The following is a 16,158-nucleotide window of genomic DNA, read 5'->3' on the forward strand; positions in this document are numbered from 1 at the left end:
GGTGCTGCCGACCAGCATCGCCGGATTGCGCGAACAGGCGCATCGCTATCTTCCGCGCTTCGTCGCGGATTACCTTGAAGGTGGTGCGGGGCAGCAACGCACTCTCGCGCGCAACCGGGCCGCGCTGGATGCACTCGCCCTGTTGCCGCGCACGCTGCGCGATGTGTCCCAGGTCGATGTAAGCACCCGTCTGTTCGGCCTCGCCATGGCGGCGCCTGTCATGGTGGCGCCGACCGGTGTGGCCGGCATGATGCGGCCGGGCGCGGATGGCATGCTGGCCCGCGCGGCGGCGCGTATGGGCGTGCCGTTCATTCTCAGCGCCGCGTCGAACATGCCGCTGGAGCAGGTGGCGAAGGCCGGTGGGCAGGTGTGGATGCAGGTCTATCCGCTGCGAGATCCGGATGCGACGCAGCGGCTGATGGCGCGGGCGCAGCGTGCTGGCTGCGTCGGGCTGGTGATCACGGTCGATACACCGGTCGCCGGCATCCGCCATTGGGAGGCGCGGCATCTCACGCCGTCAGGGCGCCCGCGCCTGCGCACGCGGATCGACGCGCTGCGCCATCCCGCCTGGCTGGCCGCGTCGCTGCGGCATGGACCGCCGCGCTTTCCGAATATCGCGATGGAACTGCCGGACAACAGCATCCAGGCCGAGCGCAGGGCGATCAACGAGGGCAAGGATCCGACCTTCACCTTCGAGGGCCTCGCCCGGCTGCGCGATGCCTGGCGGGGACCGATGATGGTGAAGGGTGTGGTGCATCCGGAGGATATCGCGCGCGTCGCCACCATCGGCGCTGACGCGGCCGTGCTGAGCAATCATGGTGGGCGGCAGCTCGATGGCATGGTCTCGACGGTGGAGATGCTTCCTGCCTGTCTGCTTGCCGCGAAAAGCATGCCGTTGTTGCTGGATGGCGGTATCCGCGACGGCGTGGATATCGCGAAGGTGCTGGCCCTGGGCGCCAGGGCCGTGCTGGTCGGCCGCGTGCCGCTCTATGGTGTGGCGGCCGCCGGGGAAGCCGGCGCGGCCCGGGCGATCGAACTTCTGATCCTTGAGCTGCGGCGGGTGATGGCCTTGCTTGGGCGGACGGGAACCGAGGCGATGAATCCATGCAGCCTCGCGTCAGGGGCGATACCGCCGAACTGACCGCTGCCCCAGCCGATAACCCAATGGGGCGCGAGCCGGTGGGCTCCATGGCGTAGCGCCTGGCCGCATGAGGCGGCGCGCCGCGCGCGGAAGACGGCTCAAGCCTGTCCCAGGGCGCGCGGCCGATTTAAACTGGGCGCTGACATCGCGGGACGGGCTCCGGCGCCCCTCCCACGATGCGATGCATACGGTCGTCAGTCGACGGCGATCGGCGACAGGCGCAGGACTTCCTCCCAGCGCACCCGTTCGTCATGGATGAAGCGGCCAAAGGCCTCACCGTGCAGCTCGGAAGGCTCGGCGCCCTCGGATCGCAGCCGGGTGATGACATCGGGCTGGCGCAGGGCCACGCCGATGGCTGCGGCCAGCTTGTGCTTGATCGCGGCTTGCGTGCCCTTCGGCACCAGCACCCCATACCAGGCGGAGCTGTCATAGCCGGGCACGCCGGCCTCGGCGACGGTGCGGATGTCGGGCATGGTGGATAGCCGGTTCTTGCTGGTGACCGCGAGGGCGCGCAGCAGACCGCCCTCGATCAGGCCGACGACGCTCGGCAGCGCCGTCACCATGAAGGGGATGTGCCCCGCCACCACGTCGTTCAAGGCCGGGCCGGCGCCGCGGAAGGGCAGGTGCTGCGCCCGCAGATTGGCCTGTTGCAGCAACAGCACCGTGGCGAGGTGGCTGGCGGAGCCATTGCCGGCGGAGGCATAGGCCATGTCGCCACCCTTGGCGCGGATCTCCGCCAGCAACCCCTCCATCGTCGTGGCCGCGGTGCCCTTGCCGGAGACGACGATCAGCGAGGTATTCGCCAGCAGCGCCACCGGCTCCAGCGCCACCGCCGGATCGACGCGGAGCCTGTCGCCGAACATCTTGGGGTTCACCGCCATCGGGCCCTGGTTGCCCATCAGCATGGTGTAGCCATCGGGCGCCTGGCCGGCGACATATTCGGTGGCGATGTTGCCGCCGGCGCCAGGGCGATTCTCGACAACGACTGGCTGGCCCAGGGCCGCCTGCATCGCGGCGGCGACGACGCGCCCAACGGTATCCGTACCGCCGCCGGGGGCATAGGGCAGCACGAAGCGGATCGTGCGGGTGGGCCAGTTGTCCTGGGCGGTGGCGATCCGTGGAGCCAGTCCGGCGGCCGCGCCGGCCGCCAGAAGGGTGCGACGGGTGATCATGGTGTCTCTCCGATGTCCCGGCCTTGCCGCGAGAGCGGCTGGCCTGTTGTGATTGGTGCCGGGCGTAGGGCCGAGGACGGAACCAGAACCTCGCCCTGCATCAGGCGGCGCGCGGTGCGGTAGACCACCACTTCCTCCGCGATGCCGTCCCGCAGGCTGGCGGCCACCAGCAGCGTGCCGCCCGCATGTCCGATGCGCACATCGCCCGCCAGGCCGGGCCGCAGCATGGCGGCGGGGATGCTGCCGGGCACGCGCACGGCGACGGCGGTGCACATCGCGCCGGTCAGCGGCGTCGCCTTGTGCGGCTGGCCGGCCGAGATCATGCGCACCGTGACATCCACCGCCCCGGCCTCCAGCGCCCGGCCACTGGCCAGCCTGGCGGCTTGCGGAGGGGAGATGATGCAGACCAGGGGCAGGTTACGGAGCGTGGTCCACGCCTCAGCATCGCTGCCCAGGCCCATGGCGACGGCGGCGGCGACGCGGATCGATTCCAGGCGCGCGGCGATGCCGGTCTCGCCCAGGGCGTCCGACACCTCGACCCCGGTCAGGCCGAGCGTGGTGGCGGCGATGAACACAACCGGGTTGGCCGCATCGACCAGCGAAACCTCGACGGGTTCGCCGATATCCGGCACCAGCCTGTCGCGTACCCGGCCGGTCGGCAGCAGCCTTCCCGTGGCGGCGCCGCCCGGGTCGCGGAAGCCGAGCCGTACCGGCGCGCCGGTGCCCGCCACGCCGTCGATCGCAAGCCCACCCTCCACCGCCGGCACGCCGTCCTCCAGCGGAAAGGTGGAGACGATGATCTTGCCGGTATTGGTGTTGTGGATGCGCACCGTCGCGGTATCGCCGCTGGCGGCCACCAGGCCTTCCTCCACCGCGAAGGGCCCGATGGCGGAGGAGATGTTGCCGCAATTGGCGCGATAGCCAACGACCGGCGCATCCACCGCCACCTGGGCGAAGGTGTAGTCCACATCGGCATCGTCGCGCGTCGGCGGTCCGACCACGGCGATCTTCGACAGCGAGGATATCCCGCCACCCAGACCATCGAGTTGCCGCTTCCCGGGATCGGGGCTGCCCAGCGCCGCCAGGAAGATCGCGTCCCAATCAGCGCGATCCGCCGGCAGCGCCTTCTGGTGAAATATCAGCGCGCGGCTGGTGCCGCCCCGCATATAGATGGCGGGGATCCTGATCTGCCGCATGCGTTCAGGCTTCCACGAGTTCCTGGGGCGCGACAGCGATGGCGGCTACCTCGTCCGGCGCATAGACGGTGCCCGCAAACAGGCGCCGGGCGGTTCGCAGCACGCCGGCGCGGCTGACCGGCGCCTCGGCCGGGCCTTCTAGCTCCAGCGCGACGGAGATGCTGCCGGAGGGGTGCTCCAGCGTCGCCAGCTTCTCGCCACTGGGTGACAGCGGCGCGGTGGCGGCGACGTCATGGGCGACAGTGCCTTCCAGCACGCTGGCGGTGGCGACGCAGACCGAGCCTGTGGTGGCGAAGGATTTGTGGCAGCTCCACGGCACGAAGTAGCGCGCGGCAATGGTGCCCTCCCGCGCCGGCCTGGCGACCAGGCCGATCTTCGGCACGACCTTGCCGGTGACATCGCCAAAGCCCATGCGACGACCGGCTTCCTGGCGGATCGCCTCCATCCGCGCCATCAGCGCCGTGTCGGCGTCCAGCTCCGCGGCGCCCTCATGGCCGGTCTTGCCCATCGCCTCCGCGGGGATCAGGACCATGGGCATCGACATGTCGATGCAGGTGACACGCACGCCCTTGATGAGCTCAGCCCGGTTGCCGGAGGGAAACAGCGCGCCCGTCTTGGACCCCGCGCCGTCCAGGAAGGCCAGCTTCACCGGGGCCGCTGTGCCTGGCACGCCGTCGATGCGGGTGGTACCGGCATAGGTGACCGCACCGCCCGGCGTCTGGATCGCCGCCTCGATGATCTTGCCGGTGTTGACGTTGTGGATGCGGATCAGCGTCTCGCCAGGCTTGGCCGGGACCAGCCCCTGCTCGATGGCGAAGGGGCCCACGGCGGCGAGCATGTTGCCGCAATTCGGGCCGGTGTCGACGGTGCGATTCATGATGTGCACCTGGGCGAACAGGTAGTCGACATCGACGCCCGGCAGCTTCGAAGGGCTGATAATGGCGACTTTGCTGGTCAGCGGGCTGCCGCCGCCGATGCCGTCGATCTCCAACTCATGGCCCGAGCCCATCAGCCCGACCAGCAGCCGGTCGCGCGCCGCCGGGTCGGCCGGCAGATCCTTGGCATGGAAGAAGGGGCCGCGGGATGTGCCGCCGCGCATCATCACGCAGGGAATGCCGTGCATTTCGGGGTTTCCTCGCCGGGTTTTCACGCCGGAGATTAGCCCTGGGCATTGATGCTGTATAATGCGTTTTCCAGGCTTATTATCCCTGTAGGAGCAACAATGTCCATCGACCTCGACGGCCTGCGCGGCTTCGTCAGCGTGGCCGGTCTCGGCACCTTCCATGAGGCGGCCTCCGCGCTGGCGGTCTCGCAATCCGCGCTCAGCCGCCGGGTGCAGAAGCTGGAGGAAGGGCTGGGAATATCCCTGCTGGCGCGCACCACCCGCCGGGTGACGCTGACCGCCGCTGGGCGCGACTTCCTGCCGCGGGCGCAGAAGCTGCTGGAGGCGCTGGATGACAGCCTGCTGTCCGTGCGCGACCTGGCGGCGCGCGAGGCCGGGCGCGTCACCATCGCCTGTGTGCCCTCCGTCGCCTATTATTTCCTGCCCGCGGCGTTGCAGCGCTTCGACGCCCTGTTCCCCGACATCCATGTCCGCATTGTCGAGGACGCCGCGGCGGCCGTGCTGCAACGCGTTCGCGAGGGCGAGGCCGAGGTGGGCGTGACCTTCCTGGGCCAAGCGGATGAGGATATCGACTTCGTCCCCGTGATCCGCGACCCCTTCGTGCTGGCCTGCCGCCATGACCACCCGCTGGCGCGGCAGGCCGTGGTGCGCTGGCCGGACCTGCGGCCGTATCGGTTCATCACCGCTGGCCTGTCGAGCGGCAACCGCCTGCTGCTCGACCGCGCCTTCGCGCAGGCTGAATGGCGGCCGACCGCCTTCTATGAGGTGCGGCATCTTCCCAGCTCGCTGGGCCTGGTTGAGGCGGGGCTGGGCGTGGTGGCGCTGCCCCGGCTCTCGCTGCCCGGGGCGGCGCATCCGGTGATCGCGGGGCGGCGGCTGGTGGAGCCGGAGATCATTCGGACGGTTGGGGTGGTGCGGCGGCGCGGGGTGGCACTGGCTGCGCCGGCGCGGGAATTGTTCCGGGTCCTGGCGGAAAGGCGGGTGGAGGACAAGCCGGGATGGCTGTCTTCCTGATCGGCCTGCCGCGGCTATTCCGGCGGCAGCTTAAGCAGCTGGCGCAGACAGCGCAGGCCCTCTGACGCCGGACCCTCGAAGAAGAAGGGTCACATGGCGTAGGGCACCTCGCCGACATACAGGCAGGTCGCCGTGCGAAGCCACCGCGAGACCGTGCGGCCCCAGAAACTGATCCGGCCCGAGGCCTGGCGTGGCGTGCCGATGCGCGTGATCGAGCATCCGGTCGCCCTGTCACCCGCCAGACGTTTTCTTCCTGAGCCCGGGAATAAACCAGCGCTGCCGGCATCTCACTCGCAAGCCGTGTCGCCCCAGCTCGGGTCGACGCCTGACAGGAGCGCCCCGAGTGACCCAGAGCCCCACCCCCCCCACGTCCCGGCGCGAGGCGTTGACACTGGCCACGGGCCTGATCGCGGCTGTGGGGAGCATGGCTACCGCGCCCGCCCAGGCACAGCCGGCGCCCGCCGCTCAGCTTACGCCCGGCCAGGCTCCAGCCGCCGCGGCCTCCACGGGCGACGGCGTCTGGATCTGCTGCGAGGACAGCAACACGCTTGTTGTCATCGACCCGGTGCGCCTCGTGGTGCAGACCAGCGTCAATCTCACCTCCTTCGATGAGGATCGCCGCCCGCCGTTCCGCTTCGTGACCGGCGGCATCATGCCGACGCATGGCGCCATGGTGCAGAAGCCGCTCTATCACGGCGCCATCTCGATCCACGGCGCGGTGCCCAGCCCGGATTCCACACTGGTTGCCACCACCGGGCGCGGCACCAGCAACCTTTACCTCATTGATACCGCGACGCGGCGCATCGTCGGCAACCGCCCCAATCCTCAGGCTTCGGCGGAAACCAGCCCCGAACGCCTGACCAGCGGCGTCTTTCTGGGTCGCGAGCCCCATGAGCCGACCTTCACCCGCAATGGGCGGGAGCTTTGGGTGACCGTGCGCGGCGAGGATCGCATCGCGGTGCTCGACGTCCAGAAGGCACGGGAGGAAAGTGCCGGCGGCCGTCCGGGGCACGCCATCCGGGGTTTCGTCGATACCATGCCCGGCCCGGCGCATGCCTGGTTCTCGGCGGATGGAAGCCGCGCCGTGGTCATCAGCCAAAAGACCTCCCTGATCGACCTGCTGGACGTCACCTAAGATGCGTCGGGCTTCAGCACGGCGCGGCGCAGCGCGCAGATCGATGTCAGCACGCAGGACCGCTTCGGATTCAGCCCCTTCCTGAAGCTCAGCCCGGATGGGCGCGAATTCTGGATAAGCCACAAGCTGGCGGATTCGCTCTCCGTGCTCCCGGCCGATGGCCGGGCCATCGCGGAGACCCTCCCTCTCGGTGCCCTGGCGCGGCCCAACCATGTGGAATTCGTCGAAAATGCCCAAGGTCGCGCGGTCTATGCCAGCCTTGGCCGGATCGACGACGGCGCGGGGCCGGGCGGCGGCGCATCTTCCAAACTCGCCATCATCGACCGCTCGGCGCCGCTCGGGCAACGCCGGGTCGTGGGCGAGATCGCGACCGGCGGGCGGGAAGCGCACGGGCTGTGGCTCGACCCTGCCGGCACCCGGCTGTTCGTCGCGCATGAGCAGGATGAGCTGCCGGGCACGCCTGGCGCCGGGCAGACGCTTTGCACGGTGCTCGATGTGACGGATCCCTTCCGGCCGCGCTTCGTCGATCGGGTGACGCTTGGCGATCTGGCGCTGCCGTCGGGCGGACTGCGGAACAAGAAGGGCATCAACCTCGTCTTCATCCGCCCCGGCGCCAGGAGCGTCACGGCATGACCGATACGGCGCACGCGCATCATCATCATGGGCAGCTGGGCGGTGCTCCGTCATGGGCAGATGCGGCCGACCCTTTCGCGCGGGCGATGTCCGCGGCCATGGAGCGCATGATGGCGGACATGCATGCCGCCCCACCCACTGGTGATCCGGATCAGGATTTCCTCGCCATGATGGCGCCCCACCATGAAGGAGCGATCGAAATGGCCCGGCTGCTGCTGCTGCACGGCCGGGACCCTCTGACGCGCCAACTGGCGGAGGAGATCATGGCGGGGCAGACCGTCGAAGTCGCAGCGATGCAGGCCCGCCTCGCGGCCCTGCGCAGACCGGGCGACGAATTCCCCGCCCTGGGCGGCACGCGCGGGAGTTCCCCTGCGCGATGATGGCCGGCGGCGAGCGCGCGATGGCTGCTTTGATCGAGCCGCATATCCCGGCCCTCCGTCGCTTCGCCTGGGCGCTGTTGCGCGATCGCACGGCCGCCGATGATCTGGTGCAGGATTGCCTGGAGCGGGCGGTTTCGAGCTGGCAGTTCCGCCGCCACGAAGCCGATGCGAAAGCCTGGCTGTTCGCGATCCTGCATAATCTGTTTCGGATGGGACGGCGCAGCGCATCCCGGCGTGGCCCTGCGCTGCCGTTGGATGAGCAAGGCGAGGAGGGTTTCCAGATTGCCGATCCCATCGCCGATCAGGTGGCCGAGCATCGCCTGATCTGGCGCGATGCGCTGACCGCCCTCGAAGCGCTGCCCGAGGATCAGCGCGTTGTCCTGTTGCTGGTTGGCGTCGAGGATTTTTCCTACGATGCCGCGGCGCTGCTCACCGGCGTGCCCGTCGGGACCGTGATGTCGCGGCTGGCACGCGGGCGCGAAAGATTGCGCCGCCTGATCGCCGGCGACAGCAGCGTTGATGCCGTCAAACCCCCATTGCGGAGAGTGAAGTGACAGAGAATGGCGCTCCCCTGCCAGTGGGCGAGGATGACCTGCAGGGCTGGGTCGATGGCCGGCTGAGCCAGCAGCGACATGCGCTTGTGGAAGCCTGGCTGGCCGAGAACCCGGAGAGTGCGGCGCGGTTCCGGGCGATGGCGGCACAGCGCCAGGCGCTGCGTGCCGCGCTGGGCGAAGGGCAGGCGGAGCCGGTTCCGGCGCGGCTGCGCGTCACCAACTTGCTGGCAGCGCGGCGCCAGGCCCGGCTGCACGGCGTCCGCCGGATCGCGGCCGTGGCGGCATGGCTGATGATCGGCGGTGGGCTGGGCTGGGCGGGGCATGGGCTGGTGCCGCAGGGCGCCGCGGTCACGGCGACGCGGCCGATGGTGGCTGAAGCGCTGTCGGCGCATCGTGTTTTTGCCGCCGACGCGCTGCGTCCCGTCGAGGTCGCGGCGGCGCAGGAGGCGCAGCTGGTGGGCTGGCTCTCGAACCGCCTCGGCCGGCCGCTGGAGGCGCCCGACCTGGCACCGCTCGGCTATCGCCTGCTGGGCGGGCGGCTGCTGGCGGGTGCAGCGGGCGACCCGGCAGCCCAGCTCATGTATGCAGGCCCCGGTACCGAGCGCCTGACGGTCTATCTCCGCGCCGACCGGGCCGGCGGCGCGGGCACCGAGTTCAGCTTTGCCGAGGCTCCGGCGCAGGGCATCACCGCCTTCTGGTGGGTGGATCGGGGCTTCGGCTTTGCCGTCGCAGCTCAGGGGCTGGAGCGGCTCGCGCTGCAGCGTGTTGCCGAAAGTGTGCATCGGCAGGTGGCCCGGTCGCAGGCATTATGACCGGTGCGGCGTGCGTTACCAGAACGAAGGAAGCAGCTGCCGCCCGCCTTTTTACCTCGGGCGACGAGGCGGAAGCAGCGGCTCAGTCGCCGCCCCGAGATCGTTGGGAAACAGCGGACGTGCCATGCCCGGCTTCGCTAGTCGCTCCAAAGGCCCACGCGTCCTCACGGAAATGAGGGCGCCGGAGCCCGGAAGGTAGGCTGGCCCCGGCAGGGCCAGGCTCGCCGCCTTTTTGCGTGCCGGTGGTTGTTGCTGGTGCTCGCTCGCCTCACGCTGCGCTCACCTCATCTCACCTTTGCTGCGCGCCTGCCTCTGTCACGGTCCGCCGCATGCCAGACGACCAGCACGCCGCACCGCCGGCGCTCCGCGACAGCCCGGCCACCCGCGCCACCGGTGACTTCGACCGTCGCACCTTCGAGGTGCGGGCGCGCCCGAGGCAGCCTCTGCTCGGGCTGCGCCCGGGCATGAGCGCCTATGCCGAGTGGTCGCGGTGATGCCGCGCGACGCCATGATGCTCGATCCCGTCCTGCCCTGCGGCCTGCTCGCGCTGTTCGGCCTGGTCGCGGCGCGCCTCGTGCTGCGCGGGCGCCCGCTGGCGCGGTTGCTGGCCGAGGCCGTGCTGCTCGCCGCGCTCACGCTGGCGCTGCTGGTGCAGGGCGTCGCGCCCTACGGGACGGAGGCGCCGGAGGCCGCGCCGCTGCACCATCTCGCGCTGAGCCTCGCGCGCATCGCCTGGTGGATCGGCGTCGCCCTCGTCGCCGTCGGCTTGGTCCGGGCCTTCCTGGTGCTGGAGCGCCGTCCGCGCGATGCGCGGCTGATCCAGGACCTGGTGGTCGGCACGGTCTATCTCGGCACGCTGCTGGCGATCGTCACCAATGTCTTCGGCGTGCTGCTCGGCCCGGTGATCGCGACCTCCGGCGTCCTCGCCATCATCCTCGGGCTGGCGATGCAGAGCACGATGGGCGATGTCTTCTCCGGCCTCGCGCTGAATCTCAGCCGGCCCTACGGCGTCGGCGACTGGGTCGTGCTGGATGACCGGATCGAGGGCCGGGTGGTCGAGACCAACTGGCGCGAGACGCGGCTGATCAGCCGCCGTAACAACCTCGTCGTGGTGCCGAACAGCACGCTGGCGAAGTCCACGCTGACCAATCTCAGCAGCCCGGAACCCAGCCGCGACGTCAGCATCGCGGTGCGCTTCGCCCTCACCACCTCGCCGGCCGCGATCCCGGAGGTGATGCAGGCCGTGCTGGCAAGCGCCAACGCCATCCTGCCGGTGCCCCCGCCCACGGCCCGCGCCCGGTCCATCGAGGCGAACCAGCTGGAGGTGGAGCTGACCTTCCGCGTGCTGGATCTCGTAACCGCCGGCATCGCGCGGAGCGAGGTGCTGGACCTCGTCTATCGCCACGCCAAGGCGGAAGGCCTGCGGCTCGCCTCGCCCGAGGGCGCCGAGCCTGTGCAGGGCCCGGACCCACGTCCACCGGCCCTGCGCCTGCTGGACCCCGTGCCGCTCTTCGCGTCGCTGATGGCCGAGGAGAAGGCGGTGCTGGCCGGGACGATGACCTTGCACAGCCATCCCGCGGGCGCCGTGCTGGCGGAGGCCGGCGCGCGGCTCGAGACGCTGTTCGTCCTGCGCAGCGGTGTCGCCGAGGCCGAGACGGGTGAGGGCGATCCAGCCACACGGCTCGCCCCTGGCGATTGCTTCGGCGAGGCCGGATTGCTGACCGGCGCGGCAGAACCCGCCACGATCCGCGCGCTGACGTCGGTCGCCATCCAGGCGATTCCGCAGGCAGGCCTGCGGCACCTGCTGCAGACACGGCCCGCTTTGGCCGAGGAGCTGGGCCGGATCCTGGCGCATCGCGCAGCGCGGGCGCGGCATCCCCTTCAGGCGGAGATCGCGCCCGACACACCGGGCGCGCTGCTGCCGCGGATCATCGCGCATATCCGTCACATCTTCGACGTCCATCACGGATCACCCTGAGACGCCACATCGCGCCGGGGTTCGTGGTGGACACACGACGACAACCGACGGTATTTCCGCCTGCGAAAGGCTGGGCACATCCGGCCGTGGGGCGCGGGCGATGGCCATCACGCAGGCTTGGGCTTGAACGATGCCGGACCCGGTATCGCGCGAGGACGTTGTTGCCGAACTTGCGCGCATCGAGGCGAGCAAGGATTTCCAGGACTCGGCCCGCCTGGTCGCCCTGCTGCGCTTCCTGGTCGAGGAGACGCTGCTGGGCCATGGCAGCCAGTTGAAGGAAGTGGTGATCGGCAACGCCCTGTACGAGCGGGAGCCGGCCTACGACCCGCGCATCGACTCCACCGTCCGCGTCGAGATGCGCCGGCTGCGTCGCAAGCTCATCGACTACTTCGCCGGCGAGGGCCAGGCGGATCCCGTGGAGATCGCGGTGCCGACCGGGCAATACGCCGCCATCTTCACCCATCGCGCGGCGCCCCTTGTCACTGTCGCCGAAGAGCCGGCCGGGGCGCCGCTGTTCGAGGCGGGGCAGGGCGCGACCGCGGCGGTCCTGCCATTCCTGGCGCTGTCGCGCGATCCGGCCGAGCAGGACCTGGCGGATCGCCTTACGGACGAGATCACCTTCATCCTGTCGCAGTGGGAGGGGTTGCGCATGGCCCCACGCGGGGCCGTGCTGCGCTACCGCGAAAGCGCCAATACGGGAAAGGCGGCCGCCGCGGAGCTCGGCGTGGACGCCGTGCTGCATGGCAGCCTGCGGCGGCATGGCGACATCCTTCGTGTGATCGCGGAGCTGTCGGACGAGCAGGGCTACGTCCTCTGGTCCGACCGCTTCGACACCCCCGACGCCGATCAGCTGCAGCTGCTGGAACGGATCGCCCGGACGCTGACGAGCCGCCTCGGCATCGACTCGTCGCAGGTTCGCGCCCGGACGATGCGGCCGCGGCCCGGCGCCGTGCAGGTGATGGCCACCATCAGCCAAGGGCGGCGCCTGATGGACAGCCAGCGTCCGGACGCCCTGCACAGGGCCATGGCGCTGTTCGAGCGCATCGCGCGTTCCGCGCCGGATGTCGCGCGCGGCCATACGGGGGTCGCGGATTGCGCCTGCGACCTCTATCGGCTTGGCCTGCTGGACCGCGCAACGGCGGCGCGCGTGGCGCGCGACGCGGCGCAGCGCGCCCTGCGGATCGACCCTGCCTCGGCGGAGGCGCATGCCGCCTTCGGCACCATCGCAGCCTGGATCGATTTCGATCGTGCGGGCGCGGAAGTCTGGTTCGCCCGCGCCGCGCAGCTTGGCGAAACCGCGCGCGCGGCCCGCATCCGTGGCGTCGCGCTGCTGCTGCTCCAGCGCGAGCCGGAGGGTGCGGCGCGCCAGCTGCGCATCGCGCGCACGCTGGAGCCCATCTCCGCCCATCAGGACATCGCGGAGGCCATCAGCCTCTTCCAGGGCCGGCAATTCACGGCGCTCGCCGAACGCTTCGGCCGAGCCCCGCGCGTCCCGGCTGCGGCCGAGGCGCGCTACTATGGCGCCCTCGCCCTTCTGGAGACCGGCGCCCCGCAGGCGGCGCGCGAGGTCATTGCGGAGATCGCGGACGAGCTGGCCGACCTGCCGGACCTCGCCTTGGGTGTTTCGGAAATCGCGGCCCGGCTGGGTGATCCCGCGCCGGCGGCCAGGGCTGCCGTGCCGGGCCGCCCGGTCTCGCATTTCGCGCGCGCGACCCTCGCCATGGCGCTCGGCCGCCATGCGGAGGCGATCGAGGCGCTGGCCGCCTGCGTGGCGCGGGAGGATCTGTCCCGCGCCTGGCTGCGCACTGACCGTCGCTTCGACCCGCTGCGCGGGATGCCCGCCTTCGAGGCGCTGGCCGCCGCGGTGCGCGATGCGGCCAGCTAGAGCTGTTTCAAAGTTCTAGCCCGCGCCACCCGCCTGGGGGTCCGGCATCGCGCGCAGCTGCTGGCGCATCATCTCCGTGTCGAGGTAGCTGTGCTGCTCCGCCACCTTGCCCTCCTGCCAGCGCGCGATCACGGTCAGCGTCACGTCGAAGCCGCGCCGGAACGGCTCCAGCAGCATGCCGTCGAGCGGCGGTGGCCGGCAGACCGCGTGGCCCACGAGGCGCGTGACGGCGACGCTGCGCGCGCCGTCATGGCTGGCGAAGAGCTGGAGGTAGGCGTCGGTGACGATCCGGCAGTCCGGGAAGGCGGCGCAGAAGGCCTGCGCCCAGGCCAGCTGCTCGGCTTTGTCCTGCGGCGCCAGGCTGCCGGCGACATGGGTCATGCAATCCTCCGCCAGATACGCGGCATAGTCCTGCCATCGTCGGTCGTTCCAGGCCCGATGGAGCCCACGTATCCGGTTGAGCGTGCCACGCGTCGCCATGAGTCGCATCGGTTCCGGCTGTCACGATGCGGGCCGCGTGGTTGCGCCGGCATCGGGATCGAGAGCCTAGCGCTTCACCGCGCCGCGGCGGCAGTGAGCTGCCGGCCACACGGGGTGAGCCATCCGCGCCACCGCGCAGCCTACGGAAGCGCGCCGCGCCGCTCACCGTGAGACGGCCGCAGTCTCACCTCCTCACCCGTCCGGAGGCGGGTGCGCCTCCCTAAGGTCCCGGCCATCACCAGAGGGATGAGGACGATGATGGCGACCTGCTTGCAGGCCGTCCGGGACGACGGTTCGCCCGGCGAGGCCGGGCCCCAGGCCGGCGATCTGCGGATTCCGGCCGGGACACGGCCCTTCCGCCTGCTTGCCGAGGCGATAGCGCAGCTGTGTGAAGGCGATGCGGGGCTGCTGCGGGAACACCACGCGGCGGCGCTCGTCATGCTGGCCGATGCCACTGCGCTGCTCTCGGCGGGCGCGCAGCAGCCGGCCAGGCGGGGTGGCCTTGCGCCATGGCAGGTGCATCGGTTGACCCGCTACATCGACGGCCATCTGCAGGATGCGCTCGGCATCGCGATGCTGGCCGAGATCGCGCGGCTGAGCCCGGCGCATTTCTGCCGCGCCTTCAAGGTAAGTTTCGGGCGCACGCCGCATGGCTACGTCCTGCACCGCCGGCTGAAATACGCGCAGCGGTTGATGCTGACCACGGATGCATCGCTGGCCCAGATCGCGCTGGACTGCGGCCTGTTCGACCAGGCGCATCTGTCGCGCGTGTTTCGCCGGGCGACCGGCACGACGCCGAATGCCTGGCGCCGCCAGCATCGCCGCCCCGCCGTGCCGGCAGCGCCGAACGGCATAGCAACTTTGTCAAAGAACCAAGCGCGCATGCAAGCCGCATGAGCCGCGCGCCGGCATCCTGCACCTACGCCGCATCCAACCGGACCGGCGAAGGTGGCGGGTGCAAGCAGGGCGCCCTGCCACCGTCCAACTTCTCCAACCATCCAACCAGGAGTTCATCCCATGACCATCTCCCGCTTTGCCCGCCGCACCACTCTGGGTGCCGCCATCCTCCTCGCCGGCGCCATTGGCGCCCAAGGTGCGATGGCGCAGACTGCCAACTGCATCGACACGCTGGCCGGGCTGCAGGTCGCCTCCCGCTTCGTCGGCGTCGCCTCGCGCGTGCATGTTGCCCAGGACCTGCGCGAGACCGGCCCCTTCACGATCTTCGTGCCGACGAATGCGGCGATCGACACCGTCCGGCCGACCGCCGTGCCGTTCCTGTTCCCCGGCACCGGTGAGGGCGGCGGCTCCGTCGACGCGGTGCTCGGCCCGGCGGTGGTGAATGCGCATATCCTGCCGGGGCGCTACACCTCCGCGGCGCTCGAGCCCGGCTCGACCGTGACGGCGCAGAGCCGCGCCGGCACGCCGATCACCCTGTCCAACACCGACGGCAAGGTGACGCTCATGGCCAATGGTGTCACCGCGACGGTCGTGCGCTCGGACATTCTCTGCTCGAACGGCGTCATCCACATGATCGACCGCCCCTTCGTGCGCTGAGTCCGCGACGCTGCGCCGCCAGTCTGGGGGGCCGGCCAGTGGAAGCACTGGCCGGCCCTGCGGACGGTGCGGGTTCGACCCGCTCCAGCATCGCCGTGCGCTCGGCGTTCCTGCTGCTGACGCCGGATGGCATCGCCGGGCCCGATAGCAGGCCGGTTCGGGCGCACCGCTGATGGAGTGATTCACATGAGATTGCCCAGTTTCTTTCCCGGACCGTCGCTTGCTGCGAGCAGGCGGGCCTGGTGCTGCATTTCGCTTGCCGTCCCGCTGCTGCTCTGGACAGCGGCGGCCGAGGCGCATGTCAAATGGTTCGCGCCCTACATCGTCGCGGCGCCACAGCGGCCGGTTATCGCCACCCTCACGGACGGCTGGTTCTGGCTTGGCATTGCCCTTGTCCTGGTGTTCTTCCTCGCTGCGCGCCTGGTCGAGCAGAGCCAGTACGGCGCGGCCCTGCTCGATGTGCTGGATCGCGTCACCGCATCGCTGTGGCGGCGGTTGGACGACTACGTGCGTGCCATCGTCGGCGCATTCTTCGTCGCGACCTTCGCGGTTGGCGGGATCTATCTCACGCCGGATCTGAAGACCCCGCATGAATGGGTATCCTGGATCCAGCTGCTGATCGCGGCCGGCGTGTTCTCACGACGCACCATGCCGCTCTCCGCCGCCGGGATCATCCTGCTCTGGGTTCTGGCGCTGCGCGACTACGGGACTTACCATCTGCTGGACTATCTGGCGCTCGGCCTCGCCATCGCGGCCTATCTGGTGCTCGCCGCCTCCCGTCGCGAGGTCTGGCGCGCCCATCGCTTCGAGGTGCTGCGCTGGGGCGTAGCGATTGCGCTGATGTGGTCCAGCCTGGAGAAGTTCGCCTATCCCGACTGGTTCTATCCACTGGTCGAAGAGAAGCCCTTCCTGACCTTCGGCCTGCCGCGCGACGCCTTCATCCCCATGTCTGGCATCGCGGAATTCACGCTCGGCTTCGGACTCGTCTGGACGCCGCTGATCCGTCGCCTGTCCGGCGCGGCGCTGTTCGTGATCTTCAACGCGGCGGTGCTTCCCTTCGGTCGCATCGACCTGATCGGTCACGGCCTCATCATGGCCATC

General features: G+C 70.2%; 17 protein-coding genes. 13 read left to right on the forward strand and 4 right to left on the reverse strand.

Features of this window, described 5'->3' with window-relative positions:
* Window position 1: 1 nt before the first annotated feature.
* A complete protein-coding gene (locus ACVFYP_RS16350; protein WP_499201249.1) occupies window positions 2-1,141 on the forward strand; it encodes an alpha-hydroxy acid oxidase in 1,140 nt (379 codons plus the stop codon).
* A 194-nt stretch (window positions 1,142-1,335) separates the two neighbouring features.
* Here ACVFYP_RS16350 and ACVFYP_RS16355 read toward each other — a convergent pair whose 3' ends face one another.
* Genes ACVFYP_RS16355 through ACVFYP_RS16365 form a run of 3 tightly spaced genes read right to left on the reverse strand, consistent with a single transcriptional unit; the run spans window position 1,336 to window position 4,632 of the window.
* Window positions 1,336-2,313: a Bug family tripartite tricarboxylate transporter substrate binding protein gene (locus ACVFYP_RS16355; protein ID WP_499201250.1), complete on the reverse strand. Its 978-nt coding sequence runs from the start codon at window positions 2,311-2,313 to the stop codon at window positions 1,336-1,338.
* Window positions 2,310-3,509, reverse strand: coding sequence for a 2-methylaconitate cis-trans isomerase PrpF family protein (locus ACVFYP_RS16360; protein WP_499201251.1), 1,200 nt, complete (start codon window positions 3,507-3,509; stop codon window positions 2,310-2,312). The genes ACVFYP_RS16355 and ACVFYP_RS16360 overlap by 4 nt, the downstream gene beginning before the upstream one ends.
* A gap of 4 nt (window positions 3,510-3,513) precedes the next feature.
* Window positions 3,514-4,632 carry a 4-oxalomesaconate tautomerase gene (locus tag ACVFYP_RS16365; protein ID WP_499201252.1) on the reverse strand — a complete coding sequence of 373 codons (1,119 nt, stop codon included), beginning with the start codon at window positions 4,630-4,632 and terminating at the stop codon, window positions 3,514-3,516.
* Window positions 4,633-4,731: 99 nt separating this feature from the next.
* Here ACVFYP_RS16365 and ACVFYP_RS16370 point away from each other — a divergent pair, with 99 nt between their 5' ends.
* The 9 genes from ACVFYP_RS16370 (at window position 4,732) to ACVFYP_RS16410 (ending at window position 13,023) form a co-directional block, all read left to right on the forward strand.
* On the forward strand, window positions 4,732-5,646 hold the full coding sequence (locus ACVFYP_RS16370; protein ID WP_499201253.1) for a LysR family transcriptional regulator: 915 nt from the start codon (window positions 4,732-4,734) through the stop codon (window positions 5,644-5,646).
* 424 nt (window positions 5,647-6,070) lie between these two features.
* The gene (locus tag ACVFYP_RS16375; RefSeq protein WP_499201254.1) at window positions 6,071-6,781 is read left to right on the forward strand and encodes a YncE family protein; all 711 of its coding nucleotides are present in this window, start codon (window positions 6,071-6,073) and stop codon (window positions 6,779-6,781) included.
* 144 nt (window positions 6,782-6,925) lie between these two features.
* A complete protein-coding gene (locus ACVFYP_RS16380) occupies window positions 6,926-7,414 on the forward strand; it encodes a hypothetical protein (protein WP_499201255.1) in 489 nt (162 codons plus the stop codon).
* On the forward strand, window positions 7,411-7,794 hold the full coding sequence (locus ACVFYP_RS16385; RefSeq protein ID WP_499201256.1) for a DUF305 domain-containing protein: 384 nt from the start codon (window positions 7,411-7,413) through the stop codon (window positions 7,792-7,794). Before ACVFYP_RS16380 ends, ACVFYP_RS16385 begins: the two co-directional genes overlap by 4 nt.
* Window positions 7,791-8,348 (forward strand): RNA polymerase sigma factor, encoded by a 558-nt coding sequence (locus ACVFYP_RS16390; protein ID WP_499201257.1) that lies wholly within the window; start codon window positions 7,791-7,793, stop codon window positions 8,346-8,348. Before ACVFYP_RS16385 ends, ACVFYP_RS16390 begins: the two co-directional genes overlap by 4 nt.
* Window positions 8,345-9,160, forward strand: coding sequence for an anti-sigma factor family protein (locus ACVFYP_RS16395; RefSeq protein ID WP_499201258.1), 816 nt, complete (start codon window positions 8,345-8,347; stop codon window positions 9,158-9,160). Before ACVFYP_RS16390 ends, ACVFYP_RS16395 begins: the two co-directional genes overlap by 4 nt.
* A gap of 329 nt (window positions 9,161-9,489) precedes the next feature.
* Window positions 9,490-9,654, forward strand: a complete 165-nt coding sequence (locus ACVFYP_RS16400; protein ID WP_499201259.1) for a hypothetical protein — start codon at window positions 9,490-9,492, stop codon at window positions 9,652-9,654.
* On the forward strand, window positions 9,654-11,138 hold the full coding sequence (locus ACVFYP_RS16405) for a mechanosensitive ion channel domain-containing protein (protein WP_499201260.1): 1,485 nt from the start codon (window positions 9,654-9,656) through the stop codon (window positions 11,136-11,138). Before ACVFYP_RS16400 ends, ACVFYP_RS16405 begins: the two co-directional genes overlap by 1 nt.
* 130 nt (window positions 11,139-11,268) lie before the next feature.
* Window positions 11,269-13,023 (forward strand): TPR end-of-group domain-containing protein, encoded by a 1,755-nt coding sequence (locus ACVFYP_RS16410; RefSeq protein ID WP_499201261.1) that lies wholly within the window; start codon window positions 11,269-11,271, stop codon window positions 13,021-13,023.
* A gap of 15 nt (window positions 13,024-13,038) precedes the next feature.
* Here ACVFYP_RS16410 and ACVFYP_RS16415 read toward each other — a convergent pair whose 3' ends face one another.
* Entirely contained in the window at window positions 13,039-13,512 is a 474-nt protein-coding gene (locus tag ACVFYP_RS16415; RefSeq protein WP_499201262.1) for an ester cyclase, read from the reverse strand.
* A 246-nt stretch (window positions 13,513-13,758) separates the two neighbouring features.
* On the opposite strand from ACVFYP_RS16415, the gene ACVFYP_RS16420 reads away from it, so the two are divergent.
* The 3 genes from ACVFYP_RS16420 to ACVFYP_RS16430 all read left to right on the forward strand — a co-directional run.
* A complete protein-coding gene (locus ACVFYP_RS16420; protein ID WP_499201263.1) occupies window positions 13,759-14,400 on the forward strand; it encodes a helix-turn-helix domain-containing protein in 642 nt (213 codons plus the stop codon).
* 120 nt (window positions 14,401-14,520) lie between these two features.
* Window positions 14,521-15,057 (forward strand): fasciclin domain-containing protein, encoded by a 537-nt coding sequence (locus ACVFYP_RS16425; protein WP_499201264.1) that lies wholly within the window; start codon window positions 14,521-14,523, stop codon window positions 15,055-15,057.
* 186 nt (window positions 15,058-15,243) lie between these two features.
* A partial coding sequence (locus tag ACVFYP_RS16430; RefSeq protein ID WP_499201265.1) for a hypothetical protein occupies window positions 15,244-16,158 on the forward strand: 915 nt, incomplete at its 3' end.

This window comes from Roseomonas sp. F4, assembly GCF_053891155.1.